This window comes from Psychrobacter sp. M17(2026), from assembly GCF_055699815.1.
In genome coordinates this window covers 774,023-794,892 of the sequence record NZ_CM146741.1, presented here as the reverse complement: position 1 = coordinate 794,892, position 20,870 = coordinate 774,023, and the positions used below count along the sequence as shown (strand labels likewise).

Annotated in this window: 14 protein-coding genes and 2 tRNA genes; 12 read left to right on the top strand and 4 right to left on the bottom strand. The window is 42.5% G+C overall.

What is annotated here, in order from left to right; translation table 11 throughout:
* The first annotated feature begins 13 nt into the window (after nt 1-13).
* On the top strand, nt 14-2,032 hold the full coding sequence (locus ACR63T_RS03465; protein WP_472784771.1) for a phosphohexomutase domain-containing protein: 2,019 nt from the start codon (nt 14-16) through the stop codon (nt 2,030-2,032).
* Nucleotides 2,033-2,149: 117 nt separating this feature from the next.
* The gene (gene argB, locus ACR63T_RS03460) at nt 2,150-3,061 is read left to right on the top strand and encodes an acetylglutamate kinase (protein ID WP_201572299.1); all 912 of its coding nucleotides are present in this window, start codon (nt 2,150-2,152) and stop codon (nt 3,059-3,061) included.
* Nucleotides 3,062-3,185: 124 nt separating this feature from the next.
* Here argB and ACR63T_RS03455 read toward each other — a convergent pair whose 3' ends face one another.
* Complete coding sequence (locus ACR63T_RS03455) at nt 3,186-3,545, bottom strand: hypothetical protein (protein ID WP_290188847.1); 360 nt, start codon at nt 3,543-3,545, stop codon at nt 3,186-3,188.
* 108 nt (nt 3,546-3,653) lie between these two features.
* Complete coding sequence (locus ACR63T_RS03450) at nt 3,654-4,019, bottom strand: Spx/MgsR family RNA polymerase-binding regulatory protein (RefSeq protein WP_472784770.1); 366 nt, start codon at nt 4,017-4,019, stop codon at nt 3,654-3,656.
* Nucleotides 4,020-4,272: 253 nt separating this feature from the next.
* Between ACR63T_RS03450 and leuS the strand changes: the two genes are divergently transcribed.
* From leuS to ACR63T_RS03415, 7 genes are all read left to right on the top strand, one after another.
* Nucleotides 4,273-6,933 carry a leucine--tRNA ligase gene (gene leuS, locus ACR63T_RS03445; RefSeq protein WP_472785222.1) on the top strand — a complete coding sequence of 887 codons (2,661 nt, stop codon included), beginning with the start codon at nt 4,273-4,275 and terminating at the stop codon, nt 6,931-6,933.
* A gap of 43 nt (nt 6,934-6,976) precedes the next feature.
* Nucleotides 6,977-7,624 carry an LPS-assembly lipoprotein LptE gene (locus ACR63T_RS03440; protein ID WP_472784769.1) on the top strand — a complete coding sequence of 216 codons (648 nt, stop codon included), beginning with the start codon at nt 6,977-6,979 and terminating at the stop codon, nt 7,622-7,624.
* A gap of 27 nt (nt 7,625-7,651) precedes the next feature.
* The gene (gene holA, locus ACR63T_RS03435; RefSeq protein WP_472784768.1) at nt 7,652-8,722 is read left to right on the top strand and encodes a DNA polymerase III subunit delta; all 1,071 of its coding nucleotides are present in this window, start codon (nt 7,652-7,654) and stop codon (nt 8,720-8,722) included.
* 156 nt (nt 8,723-8,878) lie between these two features.
* A complete protein-coding gene (locus tag ACR63T_RS03430; RefSeq protein WP_472784767.1) occupies nt 8,879-10,279 on the top strand; it encodes a permuted SH3 domain-containing protein in 1,401 nt (466 codons plus the stop codon).
* A gap of 94 nt (nt 10,280-10,373) precedes the next feature.
* Entirely contained in the window at nt 10,374-12,368 is a 1,995-nt protein-coding gene (locus ACR63T_RS03425) for a MacB family efflux pump subunit (RefSeq protein WP_472784766.1), read from the top strand.
* Nucleotides 12,369-12,591: 223 nt separating this feature from the next.
* Nucleotides 12,592-12,667: transfer RNA gene (locus ACR63T_RS03420), tRNA-Lys, on the top strand.
* 221 nt (nt 12,668-12,888) lie between these two features.
* Nucleotides 12,889-12,964 (top strand) — tRNA-Lys (locus ACR63T_RS03415).
* A gap of 105 nt (nt 12,965-13,069) precedes the next feature.
* Here the strand turns inward: ACR63T_RS03415 and ACR63T_RS03410 are convergent.
* Nucleotides 13,070-13,852, bottom strand: a complete 783-nt coding sequence (locus tag ACR63T_RS03410) for an MBL fold metallo-hydrolase (RefSeq protein ID WP_201572277.1) — start codon at nt 13,850-13,852, stop codon at nt 13,070-13,072.
* Nucleotides 13,853-14,134: 282 nt separating this feature from the next.
* On the opposite strand from ACR63T_RS03410, the gene ACR63T_RS03405 reads away from it, so the two are divergent.
* Together ACR63T_RS03405 and ACR63T_RS03400 are read left to right on the top strand one after the other, a co-directional pair.
* Nucleotides 14,135-16,450, top strand: a complete 2,316-nt coding sequence (locus ACR63T_RS03405) for a PA5441 family protein (RefSeq protein ID WP_472784765.1) — start codon at nt 14,135-14,137, stop codon at nt 16,448-16,450.
* Between the two features lie 111 nt (nt 16,451-16,561).
* Entirely contained in the window at nt 16,562-17,443 is an 882-nt protein-coding gene (locus tag ACR63T_RS03400; RefSeq protein WP_472784764.1) for a DUF3142 domain-containing protein, read from the top strand.
* A gap of 127 nt (nt 17,444-17,570) precedes the next feature.
* On the opposite strand, the gene ACR63T_RS03395 is transcribed toward ACR63T_RS03400, so the two are convergent.
* A complete protein-coding gene (locus ACR63T_RS03395) occupies nt 17,571-19,658 on the bottom strand; it encodes a catalase (protein WP_472784763.1) in 2,088 nt (695 codons plus the stop codon).
* Between the two features lie 282 nt (nt 19,659-19,940).
* Here ACR63T_RS03395 and ACR63T_RS03390 point away from each other — a divergent pair, with 282 nt between their 5' ends.
* The gene (locus ACR63T_RS03390) at nt 19,941-20,732 is read left to right on the top strand and encodes a dienelactone hydrolase family protein (RefSeq protein ID WP_201572269.1); all 792 of its coding nucleotides are present in this window, start codon (nt 19,941-19,943) and stop codon (nt 20,730-20,732) included.
* Nucleotides 20,733-20,870 lie beyond the last annotated feature (138 nt).

Sequence of the window (20,870 nt, the reverse complement as noted above, 5' to 3'; positions counted from 1 at the left end):
TGGGAGTAAGAAAATGATAATAACCCCTGCTTTTATTGCACAGCAGTCCTTGTTTCGTGCTTACGACATTCGCGGCGCGCGTGAGTACTTTACCATTGATTTTATAGCCGTATTAGGTGAGGTCTTTGCAAATCTATATCACTCTCAAAGCTATTACAATCAAAGCCGCCAGCTATTAGAGCGCTCTATCATTCAACCAGCTAAGACCGTCGTCATTGGCTATGATGTGCGCTTTGGTAGCGATGTTATTGCAAAAACGCTGATCGATATTCTGCATAAAAGAGGTCTTGTCGTTGTCAGTCTGGGATTGGTGACCACGCCGATGATGGCATTTTGGGCGCAGCAGTACGACGGTCATGGCATCATGGTCACAGCCAGCCATTCAGAAAAAAATATTTTAGGTATCAAGTGGTTACTGGATAATACCTCACCGAGTGGTTTAGAGATTCAAACCTTGTATCAGCAGCTCAGTCATTATCATCTAAATAATTATCAGCTAAGTCACTATAACTCCAAGCATAAAACTTGCCCAAGTAACGACTTAAACCGCCAATTGCAAAACTTTAATTATAACTCTGACCTAAACGACTATTTTAAAACAAATAAAGTATGTCACAGCACTGAGCTGCACGGCACTAAGCAAAGCTGTACTAAACACAGCAGTTCTACACAAAATAGTATTGAGCAACATAGCATTGAGCAAACAGACGTTATTAACTTGCCAGCCAAGCTTATTGCTAGCAGCTATAGCGATGCTATCGCGCAAAGCTTTATCGATATCAATTTTGCCAGTAAAAATAGATATGCTCATGACTCTAAGCTTGATTTTACGGTAGTTATAGACTGTATGAATGGCGCAACTAGTATTATCGCTCAGTCATTATTTGAGCAGTTTTGTCAGCGGGTTATTATGCTCAATAGTGTCCCTGATGGTAGCTTCCCTACGGGCAATCCTGATCCTACTGAGCCTAATCGCTTAGCTGAACTACAACAAGCGGTCATCGTTAGCAACGCTGATATAGGTCTGGCTTTTGACGGTGATGGTGACAGGCTCATGGTCGTTGACAATAGCGGTAAAGTGATTGTCGCAGATCATCTACTCTATTTATTAGCACAAGTTGCGATTACTGAACGATCTGCTAGTAAAGCTGAACTAGCGTCGGCGCCTACCGTGCTATTCGATATAAAGTGCTCACACCATCTACCGAAGCTTTTGAGCACCCTTGGTGCTACGCCTATCATGACCAGAACAGGTAGTAGTTTATTACGCCAACAGCTGCACACCTCTGAGCCACCTATATTTGCAGGCGAGTTATCGGGTCATTTTATATTTAATGACGGTTACTTTATAGCTTATGATGATGCGATCTATGCAGGATTGCGGCTATTATATTGGCTGGCTAATACTGCCCCTAATCTTGAAGCATCTGTATTACGCATTGACGACAGCACCAGTAGTAATACTCTTAAAAGTTCTCGCAAAACAGATGTATGGGGCGAACCTAGAGAGGCTATACCACCCTACCAGCTGACTGATATTACGCAAAAGTTACCTATCGCCGTCAGCAGTGCCGATTATTACTTACCTTTAAATGAAACTTTTTTGGCTCAGAATGATGCCACTAGCTGTACCTTTATTGAGCATTTGGTTGAGTACTGTCGCTACTTACAACGCTTGGTTAACGATAGTACGGCCAATGATATCTCGACACAAAAGGCGGTATTTATAGAGTCAGTATCCTGTAGTTGTTTTGACGCCAAGCCGCCTATGCTCAAGACCAAAAAAGTCGCACAGCAATTATTTCTACCAGAGACAAACTTGTCTTCAATAGATGGTGTTCGTTTAGACTTTGCCCATGGTTTTGGAGTAGTACGACGCTCTAATACCAGTAACTGTCTTACCGTACGTTTTGCTGGAGATAATCTCAACGAGATGCGAGCGATACAAGCGCGTTTTGTCGCAATATGCCGACTATTCGATAGGAATGTGGCTGAGCAAATGGCGAATATTCAACCCGAACAATTTAGCTGATAGCTCCTATACCATAAAAAATTTATATTATTAAAATCTCTGTACTATTTCAAAATAGCTAAACCTCACCCTTTTAAAATAACTTTTGAACTGATAACCCTATGTTAGGAGTAGATAATGTCGCTTAATCTAGACGATGCCAAGATCACCGCTGAAGTACTCACTACCGCCTTACCTTACATTCAGCGCTTTGTGGGTAAATTAATCGTCGTCAAGTACGGCGGTAATGCGATGACTGATCCAGAGCTTGAAAGCTCGTTTGCCCGTGATATTGTGCTACTCAAAACCGTCGGTCTACATCCTGTCGTTGTTCATGGCGGTGGCCCACAAGTTGATAATTTATTAAAAGAGCTGGGGCGTACCTCCAAACGTATCGATGGCATGCGGGTCACTGATAAAAGTACGATGGATATCGTCGAAATGGTACTTGGCGGTGGCGTCAATAAATCCATTGTCAGCTTAATTAATAAGCACGGTGGACAGGCTATCGGCCTAACAGGTAAAGATGCCAACTTAATCCAAGCCAAAAAAATGGCTATGCAAAAGATCGGTGACGATGGTATCGCGGTATCTGTCGATTTAGGCTACGTTGGTGATGTGGTCAGTGTCAATAAAGATGTCATTAACATGCTAATTTCCTCAAACTTTATCCCTGTTATTGCACCGCTTGGTGTCGATGGCGAGGGTAATACTTATAATATTAATGCAGATTTAGTCGCGGGTAAAGTTGCCGAATTTTTGCAAGCTGAAAAGCTGATGTTATTGACCAATATCAAGGGTGTTCTAGGCCATGATGGCGAAGTAGTTACAGGTCTAACCCCACAAAAAGTGGACGCGCTTATCGAGGATGGTACGATATCAGGCGGAATGATACCTAAGATACAATGCGCGCTAGATGCCGTACGTAGCGGTGTCAGAAGCGCAGTTATCGTTGATGGTCGCGTGCCGCATGCAACTTTGCTTGAAATCTTTACCAATGAAGGCGTTGGTACACTTATCAGTCGTGATATAGATTCAGCGATGAGTTGATAGATTGAGCTTTTGTAGGGTACGTTTTACGCACCGATTGTGATTTATCACACTTAAATGATGCATAAAATGCACTCTACGCCTACTCTGTTTTTTATAGATAATCCTAGTACATACAGGCTTATTAATACGCACAGAACTCGACAGAGCTATGACTACTATTACCATAGACTTTCATCTTATGATTGCCTTTGCGCTCAGTAAAATACGAGGTCTCATTGTCGTAGCGATCCCCTGTCAAGCGACCGTTTGGCCCTGCCACATAAGCGACGTTAATCTGATCATCACCAACGTTACGGATGACTAAGTTTTGCTCTGGTAATAGCCATAAGCGAAATTCTTTACCATTTTTGATATTACCTGAAAAGCTACCACAGTAGCTATCCTTGGCGAAGGTAATTTTAGTAGCGGTGTCTGCTGCTTGGGCAGTCATAGTCAGTAAGGGTGCCATAGTTAACGCCGCGATTAACAGTATTTTTTTCATAGCTAGATCCTTTTGAATAATGATAAGTTTGTAGTTGAATAAATTTTATTAGATGATATAACTTAGAATACACCGAATAAAATATAGATTGATGAAAAAATTGTGTGATTAATCAAATATTTTATTAAAAACAGTTTCGTCAAAGCCACAAAGCAATATTGGCTTATCTTTATAGATGCCCTCAATAATAGGTCGCTTGATCATACTAGTATTAGTAATAAGTAGATCAATAGCTTTATTGACATCAGCATCAGCCGCTTGCTTTTGCTCATCGTCTAATTTACGCCAAGTGGTTCCACGCTTGTTTAAGACTTTATCTACCCCTAATTCATCGACCCAGCGCTGAACGCTGTCTTTATCGATGCCTTGTTTTTTATAGTCGTGAAACTCGTAGCTAACGCTTAGCTCATCAAGTTTAGTAAAAGCCTTTTTCATGGTATCGCATGATTTTATGCCGTAGATAGTGATTGTCATTATTATCCTTAGTGATAGTTAAATAATAATCTGATAAGTTAGTCAAAAATTAACTCGCTCAATACTACTCTAATATTACGCTGCCCCATCGCAATTTTGTCCAATTTAAGCTATTCTACCCTATCTAAATTATTCCATTTTTCTTATTAAAACCTTTACTCTTGAGCCAACTATGAACCGCACTGTAACATCTGACCATTCTACTAATAATCCTATCAACGCTATTGATAATGACCATGCTATTGATCATGTTATGGACAACAGCCTATATCAGCCACAACTCATCGAAGCCGCGCAACAAGCCAAATGGGCAAGCGATAAGCGTTACGAAGTCGGCAATGAGCCAAGCGATAAGCCAAGCCGCTATATGCTATCGATGTTCCCCTATCCAAGTGGCAAGCTGCATATGGGTCATGTGCGTAACTATACTATCTCTGACGTTCTGAGCCGTTATTACCGCCTTAAGGGCTTTGAAGTCATGCAACCCATGGGTTGGGATGGCTTTGGCCTGCCTGCTGAAAACGCAGCCATTGCCCATCAGATGTCCCCTGCAGCTTGGACTTATGCCAATATTGATAACATGCGCGCACAATTAAAGCTATTAGGCTTATCGGTTGATTGGTCACGCGAGCTGACGACTTGTAATCCTGATTACTATCAGTGGGAGCAGTGGCTGTTTCTACAATTGTACAAAAAAGGCTTAGTCTATAAAAAGCTCGCTACTGTCAACTGGGATCCTGTTGACAATACGGTATTGGCTAACGAACAAGTCATCGATGGTAAAGGCTGGCGTAGTGGCGCGCCCGTCGAGAAGCGCGATATTCCGATGTACTACTTCAACATTACCGACTATGCTGATGAGCTATTGGACGATTTGGATCAGCTAGAGGGTCACTGGCCCTCAGAAGTGTTGACCATGCAGCGCAATTGGATCGGTCGTAGCGCGGGGATGGAAGTACATTTCCCTTATGATCTCGAAGGTCAAGACAATACCTTAGATGTGTTTACGACTCGTCCTGATACTTTGATGGGCGTGACTTATGTGGCGGTCGCTGCTGAGCATCCATTAGCGCAGTATGCTGCTGAGCATGATGACGTCATCGCACAATTTTGTGCCTTGTGCAAAAAAGGCTCAGTTGCAGAAGCCGACTTGGCTAAAGCTGAAAAAATTGGCATGGATACAGGTCTTAAAGTGACGCATCCTTTAACGGGCGAAAAGGTCGCCGTTTGGGTCGCCAACTACGTGCTGATGAGCTATGGTTCAGGTGCGGTAATGGCAGTGCCTGCGCATGATGAGCGTGATTATGAGTTTGCGGTTAAATATAATCTGCCTATTAAACAAGTCATCGATATGCCAGCAGATTACGTTGAAACCGTAACTGCACAAGCCGCCGCTGATGGATCTGAGCCAAACCTCGCCTATACCGAGCGCAACACCTTAATCAATTCAGGTGAATTTGATGGGATGGACTTTGAGCAATCGTTTGCAGCAATGCTCGCAAAGCTTGAGCCATTAGAACTGGGTAATAAAAAGATTCAATATCGCCTGCGTGATTGGGGCGTCTCGCGCCAGCGCTATTGGGGCTGCCCTATTCCTATGGTTAACTGTGAGCATTGCGGCACAGTACCCGTTGAAGAGCAAGATCTGCCTGTAGTGCTACCGACTGATGTCGTTCCTGATGGTCGTGGTAATCCTCTCAAAAACATGCCAGCATTTGTCAATACCAGCTGTCCTAAGTGTGGTAACGCGGCTGAGCGCGAGACTGATACCTTTGATACTTTTGTAGAATCGAGCTGGTATTACGCCCGCTTTGCCAGCCCGCAAGACAGCCAAAATATGGTCAATAAAGCGGCTGCCAATAAATGGCTACCTGTCGATCAGTATGTTGGTGGTGTTGAGCACGCGGTTATGCATCTGCTCTATGCGCGTTTCTTCCATAAGCTGATGCGCGATGAAGACTTAGTATCAGGCGATGAACCGTTTAAGAACTTGATGACTCAGGGCATGGTCTTAGCGGGCACTTTTTATCGTGTCAATAGCGATGGTAGTACCACTTATTACTTTGCAGATGATGTTGATATCGACTATAACGAGCGTGGGCAGCCAATTAAAGCCTTGCTAAAAGCGGATGGGCAACCTGTCACTATCGGCAAAATTGAGAAAATGTCAAAGTCGAAGAACAACGGTGTCGATCCACAAACCACGATCGATCAATATGGTGCCGATACCGTTCGTCTTTATACTTTATTTACAGCTCCTGCTGATCAAACGCTTGAATGGTCAGATGATGCACTAAAAGGGCCTTATAACTTTGTCAAAAAAGTTTGGCGAATTGCAACTGAGCATATGCAGGCTTTGAGCGATGCTAGTTTTTCTCTTACTGCTATTAACAGTACGCCACTTGATACTACTGACTTGAGCAAAGCGGGTAAAGATTTGCGTCGTAAGACTCATGAGACTATCGCCAAGATTGATAATGACTTAGGCGAGCGTTTGGCGTTAAACACGCCTGTCTCAAGCTTAATGGAATTAGCTAATGAGCTGGCCAGCTTTAGTGCTGCTAGCAATCAAGACCTACAAGTACAGCACGAAGCGCTCGTTGATCTATTAATTATGCTGTCAGTATACGCGCCACACGTCGGCGAGCATTTGCTTGAAGCATTAGGGCTTGATACTCAAGCACTCAGTTATCCAAGTGTTGATACCAGCGCTTTAGTTCAAGATAGCATCACTATGATCGTACAAGTGAACGGTAAGATGCGCGGCAAAATGGAGGTCGCGCCTAACAGTGATCCTGAGCAGCTCAAAGCACAAGCACGCAGCTTAGATAGCGTGGCTAAGTTTCTTACAGGCGAGATTAAAAAAGAGATCGTCGTACCCAATAAGCTCGTTAATATCGTAGTAGTGGGCTAAGCCCTTTTAGTATTAACGCTTTTATAAAATAAGGATAGCGGTTATGACATCTTACCCAAAGCATCAACGCTCACCAGTGGTCAATAAGTTAGCTACGGCAATAGTTGCAAGTTTGCCATTGCTCACCGTGTTAGGCTCAGCTGGTTTTTTGCTCACAGGTTGCGGATTCCATCTACGCGGATATGATGCTCCGATGCAGTTTGATGTGGCTAAGACTGCTATTCTTATTGAGGACAATCGTATCTCATTCCCGCTCAAATTGCCTTTGACTCGGCGCTTGCAAGCTCTAGGCGTCGATGTAGTTGACGGTATTAGCATGATTGAAAGCGCGGCCAACAGCAGTGTTAATAATACTACCGCTGAGCCGATTGCTACTATTAATATTAGCAACGTGCGTTTTAGAAATTATGAGCTGGTTGGGGTATTGACAGAGATTCGTCTGGTGTTGTCCGCTGATGTGACCTATACAACGGTGCAAAATGGTCAGCCTGTCACTTTGACCAATCCTATTCAAGTTGAGCGTAGCTATCAGTATAACGAAGCCTCAGTGAACACTGATGATCAACAAGGTGATCAGGTTCGTGATTGGCTATACGACAGCTTAGCCCGTCGTATTACTGATCAATATGTCGCGATAGGCTTGCCAAAAGTTAACCCTAATAGTACCTCATCGCCTTTATTAGAAAATTAATATCCTTTAAAGTTAATACTATTTAATATGCAAGAGTCCTTTAATCAAGCTTATCCAAAATTATTGCAACCCTCCATCGCAGTTGCGGGCTTGTGGCTGGCGCATGGGGATGAGCCGCTACTACAGCAGTGGCTGATTGATAGCTTACGACCGCATTGGCGCGCGCAGAACTACGCCATCAAACGTATTGAGCTAATATCAGTAAAAACTTGGCAAGAGGTCCTATCTGAGCTTAGTAGTCAGTCCTTGTTCGATGATGCCAGCGCTTTGATTGTGACGGGCAATCATAAGCCTGACAAAGCCATCATTGCTGAGCTTGAACGTTTTGCTGTAGACGCACAAACAGGGGCACATAGTCACAGTCTATTGTGGCTCACGCCAAAGCAAGATAAACGTAGCCAATCCAGCAAATGGTTTGCGCTCTTTACTCAGTATGGGCATATCATTGATTGTAACTTATACGATGAGCGTCAGCGCCAGCAATTGCTACAAGTACAGGCGCAGCAATTTGGTCTGCGTCTATCGCTGGATGCTTGGCAGCTACTAATGTCACATACTGAGCACCACCTGCTTAGCGCTTATCAAACTCTATGGCGGCTCTCCTATCTATTTGCGCCGCAGCTCGCGGCCTCTAACTGTGAGCAGCCAAATGATAAAAATGAAAACGCTACTGTCAAAGAAGTCGCTTTAGATATTGCTGACCTGCAAGCGGCTTTAGTCAGTGATGCGCAGTTTAGTGTTTTTGATTTATCCGATGCGATGCTCGCAGGTAACAGTCAGCAAGTTGCCAAGATTATATTTCAATTAAAAGCCACCGATGAACCAACCACTTTAGTGCTATGGGCAATAGCCAAAGATATGCGGCTAGTTATGGCGTTAATGGATGGGCAAGATGCGCAAGGCTTAGGTATTTGGCGCAGTAAGCAAGGCCAGTACAGCCAAGCTTGCCGTCGTCAATCTACCGCTCAAACGGCCCAATGGCCTAATCTGCTTTACCGCTGCGACCAAGCTATTAAAGGATTAATTCGCCAGCCTGCATGGGAGTTGTTATTGCAAGCTGCTCTTGAGCTGTCGGGAAAGCGCTTATTTCCAGTTTGATAGCTTTTTGAGATATTAATTCAGAGCGACCTCTTAGTAAACCTCAAAAGATTTATTTTTTCCCTCTTAACCTTTCGCAAACTAATTGCCATTCCCTTTTTGACTTGAACGCTCTATCATAGTTAGACTTGATTTAACTGTGACTGGATTGTTGTGATGCGCAAAATGAATAAAAAATCCGCTATCAAATGGGGCGTTATCGCCTTAGTGGTAATAGCTTTAGCAATATTAGCCTACAGAACCTTTAAACCCAAAGAGATTACTCCCAACTATATTACCGCAATGGTCGAAATCGGTGATATCGAAAACAACGTTATGGCATCAGGTAAAGTCAAAGCGTTAAACACCGTTGATGTTGGTGCTCAAGTCTCAGGTGAAGTGACTCGGCTTTATGTTGAGGTGGGTGATGAGGTGCAGCAAGGAGACTTAATTGCGCAAATCGATCAAGTCACCCAAAATAACACTCTAAGTAATGAGCAGGCCACTTTAGAGCAAAGTGTTGCCGCTATTCAAAGCGCACAAGCAGAAGTGCTTAGCCGTCAAGCTAGTCTAAAGAGCGCACAAGCTGATCTTATTAGCCGTCAATCAGAGCTAAGACAAGCTCGAACAGACTTCGATCGTCTGCAAGGATTGGTCGCAATCGACGCTATCTCAAAGCAAGAGTATGACACCCAAGCGACAAAAGTTGAAACGGCACAGGCAGCCGTCGCTAGTGCTCGCGCTGCTATTGATACAGCTAGGGCCGCTATTGCCACTGCGAATGCTAACGTCAATAGTCAACAAGCGGCACTACGAAAGTCTGAGACCAACGTCAGCACAGCAAAAGAAGACCTAAGCTACACCACTATTCGCGCGCCAATGTCAGGTACTGTCGTATCAGTGACGACCGAACAAGGCACCACAGTCAACGCTAATCAAACTGCGCCAACTATCGTTACCTTAGCGGACTTATCGACTGTCCGCATCAACGCACAAATCTCTGAAGCGGATGTCATTAATGTGCAAGCCAATATGCCTGTGTATTTCAATATCATCGGTAATCCTGATCAGAAGTTCGACTCAGTCCTAAAAGCTATTGAGCCCGCCCCTGAAACCATCAGCGATACTAGCTCTACTGATTCTGCTATCTACTATGTCGGCTATATCGAAGTACCTAATACGGATCGTCGTTTCCGTATCGATATGACCGCGCAAGTTTATATTATTATCAATGAGGCAAAAAATGCTTTATTGATTCCATCAGCCGCCCTGCAAGCCAGCAAACCTAATGGTTCAACTCGTAATACTAATACTAGTATTGATAAAGCGGATACCCCTGACAACTCAAAAACTGATACAAAAAGCACTCCAAAAAATGTCAAAAACAATGCAGCCACTGCTACGGTAAGAGTATTAAAGGCTGATGGTGAAATCGTCAATCAACCTGTTACAACAGGTATCAATAATCGCGTCAATGTACAAATTTTAAGTGGCTTAAGCGAGGGTGATGAAGTCATTCTAAGCGAAGCGAGCGCAGAAGGTAGTAGTAGAGGTGGTGGTGGTGGGCGTCCCTTTTAATCAAAGGCTTTAATGATAATTTGTAGACGTAGAGATGCATAGATTCAAAATTTTTATAATTTTGACCGATAGACTGATATAGGCAAACGCGCAGATGGATACCAAACCCTCTATTGTAAATACCGCAGCAGGTACTCCTTTGATGCAAGTAAAGGGACTGATCAAAGAGTTTAAAGCGGGCGAACAGACTATTCGCGTGCTACACGACATCGATTTGACCATTAATCAAGGTGAAATGGTCGCTATCATCGGTCAATCAGGCTCTGGCAAGTCTACTTTAATGAATATTTTGGGCTGCTTGGATCAGGCAAGCGCAGGCGAGTATAAAATTTTTGGTAAATCAGTGAGCAAGCTTGATGCCGATGAGCTTGCAAAACTACGTCGCGAGCACTTTGGCTTTATTTTTCAGCGCTATCATCTACTAGGCGATATCAGCGCGCAAGACAATGTCTCTGTGCCTGCCGTTTATGCAGGAATGGATGGGCAAGCTCGCAATGATCGCGCCGAGAAACTGCTTTCAGATTTGGGACTAGCAGACAAAATTCGTAATCGCCCTAATCAGCTCTCAGGTGGTCAGCAGCAACGGGTCTCTATTGCTCGCGCCCTTATGAATGGTGGCGACATTATTTTAGCGGATGAGCCAACGGGTGCTTTGGATAGTAAATCTGGTGATGATGTAATGCAAATTTTGCATGACCTAAAGGCTCAAGGTCATACGATCATCATGGTTACTCATGATCCAAACCTAGCTGAACAAGCCGAACGGGTCATTGAGCTCAAAGATGGGTACAAGATTGCGGATTATAAGACCGAGCACTACAATCCGATAAATGCTCAGCCCGAGCCGATTCTTGATCAGCATCGAAAAAGTGCGTTTGGCAGCTTTATTGATCGCCTATTTGAAGCTTTTAAGATGTCACTACTCGCCATGCGCGCACATAAGATGCGTACGCTTTTGACCATGCTAGGTATTATCATTGGTATTGCTTCGGTGGTCTCCGTGGTCGGGCTTGGTAAAGGCTCTCAAGAGCAAATCCTATCTAATATTAGCTCACTTGGCACCAATACTATTACCGTTACCGATGGTTATCCATACGGTGATCCTAGGCGAAACTTCGGTGATGATAATTTGACACCCGATGATGCGCAAGCGGTCGCTGATCAGCCTTATGTCATTAGTGTCAGCCCGCAGCTCGATAGCAATATGAATGTACGCTACCGTAATGTACAAGAAGCGGCTAGTGTCAGCGGTGTCGGCAAAGACTATCTTAATGTCAGTGGCGAGAGCCTAGCCCAAGGTCAGGGCTTTGATGAGCAGAGTATTTTGCGCCGTACTCAAGACGTTATTATCGATAGTAATGCCCTACAGACTTTTTTTCCCGACAACCCTAACCCTATTGGTGAAGTCGTGCTTATCGGTAGTGTGCCTGGACGTATTATTGGTGTGCTTGAAGAAAACAATAGCGGCTTTAGAAATACCGATACACCAACCTTTTATATGCCCTACACTACTATGCTGTCAAGGCTGATAGGCGGTACTTATATTGAGAACTTCGTCGCGCTCATTGATAATAATATATCGTCTGCTGCCGCTGAATCCGCCATCTCAACCCTAATGATCAGCCGACATGGTACCGATGACTTTCGTATTCGTAACTCAGACTCTATTCGCGAGACCATAGAGTCAACAACGACTGCGTTAACTCTACTCATATCCTCGATCGCTATTATTGCCCTGATCGTTGGCGGTATTGGCGTCATGAACATTATGCTGGTATCGGTAACTGAGCGTACCAATGAAATTGGCGTCCGTATGGCAGTTGGCGCTCGTCAAAACGATATAATGCAACAGTTCTTGATAGAAGCGGTGCTAGTTTGTATTTTAGGAGGATTGTTAGGTATTGGTTTAGCTTTCGCGATTGGCGAGCTGATTAACCGAGTCGGCGGTGATAGCTTTCAAGTTATTTATTCAACAACTTCTATCGTTGCCGCTTTTGTCTGTTCGACGTTAATTGGTATTATCTTTGGATTCTTGCCAGCACGTAATGCTGCCAAACTTGATCCTGTTGAGGCTTTATCAAGAGATTAAACCAAACAACTCAGAATATAAAAAAGCATATACTAAGCATTTAGTAATTTTTACATAGAATTTACGTTTTTTTGGGTCTATAGGGTTGTATTTATCACAAGACTATATATAATGTGCTCTCACGTTTAGGGATAGAAATTATCTCGATGTGGATTAGATAATCCTATTTAAAGGATTTTCTCTTGCGCGGCTAAAATTGTATACAATTTTTATACGCCGCTCAGGGCCGATAGCTCAGTTGGTAGAGCAGTTGACTTTTAATCAATTGGTCCCGCGTTCGAGTCGCGGTCGGCCCACCATTTTAGTAGTATGCTTGTTAAGTATTTTGCCCTACTCGGTATTAGCTTAATGAGTTTAGTTGTAAACCTAGTTTGGATAGATAGCTTTTAGAATTTATGACTGAATTCTCTTGCTAAATTAAATATCAAAATTTAGGTGTAAAAAAAGCTTTTAGAATTTTTCCTTTAAGAAAAATTCTCTTGCGCGGCTAAAATTGTATACAATTTTTATACGCCGCTCAGGGCCGATAGCTCAGTTGGTAGAGCAGTTGACTTTTAATCAATTGGTCCCGCGTTCGAGTCGCGGTCGGCCCACCATATTTAGTAATAAGCTTAGCAAAACCCCGATAGCCTTTATAGGTTATCGGGGTTTTTATTGTTTTACTCGCTTATTGTCTAAACATTCGCTATCTATTGTTCTAATTAAGGCGTATCAACTCTCTTACGTGCGAATCTAATTTTTAGAATAGCAGTGCCTAGAATATTCTTTAACGAAGTTTTACGAGGCTCGTTCGGCGTTTTCTCTATCAATCGATCAAAATCCTCATCATAAATTTTAGCTCTCTTGTCATGTGCCAGTAATAAGCTCTCTGGCTGCAATGCTCTAATCTTGTTTAAAGAAGCCAGATAAGCATCAGGTAAAGTAATAAGATAAGGGGACACAAATCTATCTTTGATAACCAATATCAAATCCGCTGTATAGGCTTGCTTAGTCTGTGGGTGCCATAAGGATAAATCACGATCAGTATGTCCTGGTGTCTCTAGGATTATCCAATCTTCAAAATAGGGTACATAGTCACCATCTTGAACCTCACTATCAGCTTTTAAGATAGGGTTATACCAAACGTTAGTGACCGATTTACCTTGCCTATTAGCAACGTAATAAGTCAATCCCAAATCATTCAAATGTTCAACTCGACCCAAAATACCTTTATACCAAGGTTGTACAGATTTTGCAGTGACGATCTGGCAACCTGTTCTTTGTTTTAATAGCTCTGCACCGCCTGCATGGTCAGGATGCATATGAGTGACCATAACCACTTTTAGCTGGCTGATGGGACGCTGCAAAACATCGGTGATGTAAGTCAATATTTTATCGACATCGCATCTGCATCCAGAATCTAGCAGTAGTAATTTATCAGCATAAACAGCCATATAAGTGGTCTGAATATATCCTTCTATAGCAACGATATCTATTAAATCCATGACATTCCTTTGTCTGCTACGACACCTTTAAAGATTTATAATGATTTATATACTGGCGCAAGAATGACCTTTGACTGCTACTTAAACTCTAATCTTAAAAGAACTACAGGCTTACAAGCCGATAGTGGTAATCATTATAGCGCCCCAAAATAATTGGTACCTCACTTTCAGTGAACGGTTGTGTCTATTTTATCTTACAAAACTATAAGGTCTATTAAACGACCCTAGAATTTAGTTTTTATAAAGAACCCTGTTATGCTTATAGAATCTAATGAAATCATCATGAACGAGTTGTCTATGAATACCGTTGCAGAGATTGTCAGATTACCCAAAGAACCCTTCTTAGATATTTTTGCTAAGGGATTATTTTTAACAGTGTGTACAACTGTTTTAACGGGGATCTCTATACAAGCAAAAGCGGGTGGTGGTGACTACTGTAGCTCTAATTTTTCATTGGATAATCGTAGCTATGCTGAGTGCCAAATCAATTTTCCGACCCTGGACACAGGCAATGATACACAAACCAATTTGTATTTATTACTCGCTGACAAAGGCTTGGTTGACTTTGACATCTCTGAATCGATTGGTCCAGAGCTCTATTATGGTCATGACTTTCCATTAAGTTTGCAGAGTTTAAAGCAGATAGCGGTGAATAAAGTCAAAAACCCGAATCAAGATTTTTTGGAGCAATCCGAAAAAAGTAACTATGCCGAGTATTGTAATAGCTTTTATACGGGTGAAAAGGCACTAGAAGAAGCTCTAAAACTTGATCCTAAACTGACACCTAAAGAGCGCTTGCAACTGATACAATTTCGCGGGGCTATTCGTAGTGAATGTATTGACTCATTCGGTTATGACACTCCATCAGTAGACACAACATCAACAAAGAGCACCCCTACCTTTCCATTGAAATGGTCTATCAACGCTCAGCCATACGCCGACTATATCCTAGCAACTCAACTGTTTTATTTAGGTAAAAAATCAGACTTTGATAGTGCCGATAATTTATACCGTGCCTTAATTGATCTCGAAGCAGATAACAACGCAGGGCTAGCTTGGCTAGTCGATACTACTAACTACATGCTAATTCGTACGGGTATTAACCGTAGTTATCAGGATGGTATGGGAGACTACCGCTATAAAAGCGAGACTGTTAATCCAAGACTGTTTTTAAGTACTCAAGAGGCTATTGACACCTACCTTAGTCGCTTCAAAGATGGCCGCTATATTGCCTCAGCTCGCGGCTTACAGCGCAGATTATATTGGTTGTCAGGACAAGATAGTAAGTTAATTACTGAGATCGAATGGCAAATTAACCATCCAGACTCCCCCCTTTTTAATCTTGACAGTCGCTTATTGCCAGAAGAGATCGAACGAAGAGTTTTCTTTGCTGACTACGATAAACTCGTAGATATAAATAAATTTAACGATCCTATTTTACTCACCAGTTTTGCCCTGTATCGCCTAAGACTTGCCGGCTCTTTTAATGCTATAAAACCTTTGACACTCACCGACCTCAAGCAGTTAAAGCCCAAGTTTAAAGATCGTATGGATCTGTATCAGTATCTACTGGCGACCTATTACCTTGTGCAGGAAAACAATCCAAAACAAGCTTTGGACCATTTACCAAAAGATGTATCAACCGATGTGCCAACGGGAAAAATGTCGTATTCAAGGTTTAGTCAGTATGTATTAAAGGCAAGAGCTTTGCAGGAGATGGGAGATATAAACGAAGCGAACGCCCTATGGCATCGCTTGCATCAATTGCCCAAACAACCGTTTCAAAACACCATAACTGAGCTTGCTTTAGCGCTGCAAGCGGATCAAAGCAATAATTATAGTAAACTGTTTGGCAATAACGCTACTATAAAGTCTCAAACTCTAAAAATGCGTATCATAAAGTATTCAGCTGATCCAGCGCTATTAAAACAAATCGCTGATAGCTCCTCAAACACTGATACTGTTGGTGCAGAAGCTCGCTACGCCCTACTGACCAAATCGCTACTGCATGGACGCTATAGCGACTTCTTAAATTATAAAAAAGACTATCTACCAAAAAATTCTAAAGAATATTTAGGTTATGATAGCGTCGATGAGACATTGCAGCATTTACCTTCATTCAGTGAGTTTAATTGGCAAGGTAAAAAGATAAGTCCTAATCTAATCTGCCAAGACTTAACTACGACCGTTACTCGCCTAAGCAAAAATCCAAAAGACAGACTACAACAAATATGCTTAACTGAATTTATGTACGATACAAGTATCTCCTACTATTTTGAGGATTACGACCAAGACTACCATACTGTTGCTCAAAGCGGCTCAAACTATCGCTATCCTTATTTGGGTGATATACCTAGTCGTTTTAAAGGTCAAACATTGAATCGATTGGACATCTATAAGTCTATATTTGCAAGCAATCGAGATGACGATCTATCCGCTTATGCACTGCATCGTGCCATTGGCTGTTTTGCCAGTTCTGGCAATAATCAGTGCAGCAATGAAGACGTAGATATGTCAGTGCGTAAAGCCTGGTTCAAACGTTTAAAGTCAGACTTTAAAAATACCAGCTGGGCGCAAAATCAAAAATATTACTGGTAGATATAAAGGATTATTGATTTGAGCAAAAATCAGCAGAAACATAGAGGGTTGAGATTATCTTTTACTGGCTTAGTTATACTGATAGCTGCGGCTTTTATTTATCATCAAATCATGGACTCTCTACCAGCTCATCAGTCTAAAAACTCTGCACAAGCAACAGTAGTGGATAGTCATCTTAATAGTCTCAACAGTCTTAGTAGCGCTCAGTCTCCTGATATCACTCTTGTTAACGATGGTACTATTAATAACAGTGCTATCAATAACGATGAAGTTATAAATCCTAAGGATTATGAGCAATTTTGGCTATGGACACCGCCCAAAGATGACTTAAAACTCAGCCAAGCTCATACCTTATACCTCTTACAAGGTGAAATTAGTTCGCATAACGTGCCTTATTATCGTTTCAATACTGATACTGATGACACTGAGAATGAAGGTGTGACTGAAAATCGAAATGAAAGTAGAGTCCAGGCTACACTTGCAACACTGATACCTCAAGGTTTAGGCGTTCGCTCTTTGAGTGATAAAAAGATTTGGCTCGTTTATCGGGCGACCAGTCAAGAGTGGTCAGACGAAGTTATGGTGCAGGTTGTTGAGCGCTTAGAGAAATGGCAGCGGGCCGGCAATCAAGTCATGGGCATTCAAATAGACTATGACGCTCCGACCTATCGACTCGATAAATACGCACAACTGCTCAAGAGTATTCGTCAGCAGCTACCAGCGCAGTATCAATTGAGTGTAACGGGATTGCTAGATTGGTCAAACCAAGCAGACGATGCTCAATTTATTCAACTAAGTGACGCCATCGATGAGCTAGTTATACAAACCTATCAAGGCACAACAACTTTACCCAATTACGCTCGATATTTAAAAAAGTTAGAGAGTTTGCCGTTTGATTTTAAGGTAGGTATTATTGAGGGTGGTCAGTGGCAAGGCACAGCGTTTTTGGAAGACAATCCTCACTTTAAAGGTTATGTGGTATTTTTGCGCTAGCACGTGACAGCAACTTTTAACTTAATTAATTTCAGCATCAATACATAAAAAAACCAGCCATATTAATATGACTGGTTTTGAATTAAAACATTTAGTTAGCTATGCATTAAGCTCATTTAGGCCAAACTTAAGCCAAATCACGCACCTTTGGTTCACGCTCCCATAGACGAGTTTTGGCATTTTCAATAAAGCCATCAACATTATCAAGCGGGGTAACAAACGCATCTTTTTCAATGGGTAATTTGCTCAAGATATGCTCTTCAGTTGCAGGACAATAAGCGATAGCTTTGCAATGAGCATAAGCATCGGTAAACCAGTCTAATGCAGCACTGTCTTTGGCGAGTTTTTTAGCTGGTGGATGCATAATGATGCTTACAATAGCGTCAAACAGTACCGAAGGACCACCTGCTAGGCGTTCATCAGCTTGAATTCGTGTACCATCATCCAATGTCACTTCTTTATTAGGGGCGACAATCTTGACGCTGGCACCAGCAGCAATAGCTGCCTTTTCGAACTTCTCAACTTCACCATGGTTAGATCCTTCAGCTACCAAAATGCCTATTAATCTACCTTTTAAAGATTTAGGACTAATACCAATCGTTTGCACCGCTTTAGAAGTTGCCATGTCTACAATAGGTGCGGCAGATTCAGCAGCTTCAGGTAACTCCATACCCAATGCTGTGGCTACACGATTGGCCAAATCTTCATCTATATTAAGTAGATGACTAAGCGTACGAGTACGGACATGTGCGGTATCTACCTTACCCAGCTCAAACGCGTAAGCTGAAGCAATGTGAGCCTGTCCTACTGACGTCTGGCTACGATAGAACATACGTGGCTGACTGTAGTGATCGGCGAAGCTCTCAGCACGAATACGACCTTTGACGCCATCATCCATAGATTCGGCAAACGACTCAAAGCCCTTTTTGACACTTTCACGTGGACGATCTAGATCTAAGCTTTGTGGCTCATACAACACGCGAGTCTTTGGCACTTGCATCTGCATATGACCGTCTTGTTGATTATTAGCAAACGGACATTTTGGCGCGTTAATTGGAATCTGGGCAAAGTTTGGCGAACCCAAGCGCTTTAGTTGCGTGTCTAAGTAGCTAAACAGACGACCTTGTAGGAGCGGATCATTACTGAAATCGATACCAGGCGGCACATGCGATAGACAGTACGCAACTTGTTCTGTTTCTGCAAAGAAATTATCTACATTGCGGTTCAATACCATTTTACCAACTGTCTTTACAGGCACTAATTCTTCTGGAATGAGCTTAGTTGCATCTAAATGATCAAAGGGAAATTCATTTGCCTCTTCTTCAGTGAAGAGCTGAACCCCAAATTCCCACTCTGGATAATCTTGGTTATCGATTGCTTCATACAAGTCACGGCGATGATAATCAGGATCTGCGCCTGATATTTTGACCGCTTCATCCCAAGTCGTAGATTGTACGCCTAATACAGGCTTCCAATGAAAACGTACAAAGGTACTTTTACCATCGCTATTAAGCAGACGATAACTATGAATACCAAAGCCTTCCATCATGCGCAGGCTACGCGGTAGACCGCGATCACTCATCAGCCAAATCAAATTATGCATAGTCTCAGGACTCAATGAGACAAAGTCCCAAAAAGTATCATGAGCGGAGGCCGCTTGCGGGAAACCGCGATCCGGCTCAGGCTTTACCGCATGAATTAGATCTGGAAACTTCATCGCATCTTGAATAAAGAAAATCGGCATGTTATTGCCTACGATATCCCAGTTGCCCTCTTCAGTATAAATTTTTACCGCAAAACCGCGCACATCACGTGGGGTATCTTTTGAACCCTTATTACCAGCGACCGTAGAAAAGCGAGTAAATAGAGGCGTCTGCTTGCCTGTCTCAGTTAAGATTTTGGCTGTGGTATATTCTTCCAATGATTCAGTCAGCTCAAAATAGCCATGCGCTGCACTACCGCGAGCATGAACCACTCGCTCAGGAATACGCTCATGATCGAAATGATTAATCTTTTCACGCAACACAAAGTCCTCTAATAGCGTAGGACCACGCGGGCCCGCTTTCAAAGAGTTTTGATTGTCTGCGATAGCTACCCCTTGTTGAGTAGTGAGAACTTTGCCATCAGCATCTGCACGTTGATGAGTCTCACCACCGTTGCCACGCTCAGGATTCATGGTTAGAGCTGGGTCGGTATGATCAATATTATTTTTCATTATCCATCCTTGCTAGATTTTATGAGGTCAGTTTTAGAAATACTTTAAATTAACTCTAATTCTTTAAGTTTACTATAAGAGAAGAGATAAATAATATTACTCAAGAAACTCAATAAATTCATGACTATCCGTGTTGATATTTGGTTAAAGTTTGCACAAATAAAAAAGATTCTCAATAGTATTTTATCTTATGATATTATTTAGAGTAGATTTAGATATTAGAAGCATTATTAAATAGAACGGCTTGATCCAATTATCTTAATATAAATAGTGAGGTCAGTTATGTTTTCATTCATTCAACGTTTATCCAAAACCCCTTCTCAATCGATGCTAGCCAGCGCCTCTATTAGTGCAATGGTGTTACTTGTTAGTCAAACTGCGAGCGCCATTACCACACAGAACCTTACTTATACTGTAGACAATCAAGCTTATGAAGGTTACTACGCGCGAGCTGATGTGCCTAATGCGCCTTTTATATTACTCATTCATGATTGGGATGGCGTCACTGACTATGAACGTAAGCGTGCTGATATGCTAGCTGAAGAGGGATACAATGTACTAGCGGCTGATATGTTTGGCACAGGTGTCCGTCCGACTGCAATGGAAGATAAAAAACGCTTAACGGGTGCTTTATATGATGATCGTGCCAAAATGCGTCGATTGCTTGAAGCCGCATTGAATGTCGGACAGGATCAAGGCAATAACGTTCAAGAAGGTGTGACAATGGGCTACTGCTTCGGTGGTACGGTCGCGTTAGAGCTGGCGCGTGCAGGCTTTCCTCAAAAAGCCTTTGTGCCTTTTCATGGCGCATTCGATATCCCCAAGGGTCAGAACTATGAGAATACTAAAGGCGAGATCTTAGTATTCCATGGTACTGCTGACGAGGCCGTCTCTATGGAAAGCTTTATGACCCTAGGTAAGACGCTCGAGGCGGCAAAAGTCCCTCATGAAATGGTCACTTATAGTGGCGCAAGACATGCCTATACAGTATTCGGCAGTGATAGATATGACGAGCGTGCAGATACGCGCTCATGGAAGCGCTATATGGACTTTTTATCTAGCGAATATAAATAAATATAGCCTAGACTAAGCAGAAATTTTATCCTTTATGTCGTCTATATATCATAAAAGTAGTAAAGCCCGTAATACCTTTGACTGGAATAAATGTTGTCTCGCTTGCTGGTTGCTTCGTGCTCCAGAGGCGGCGCAATT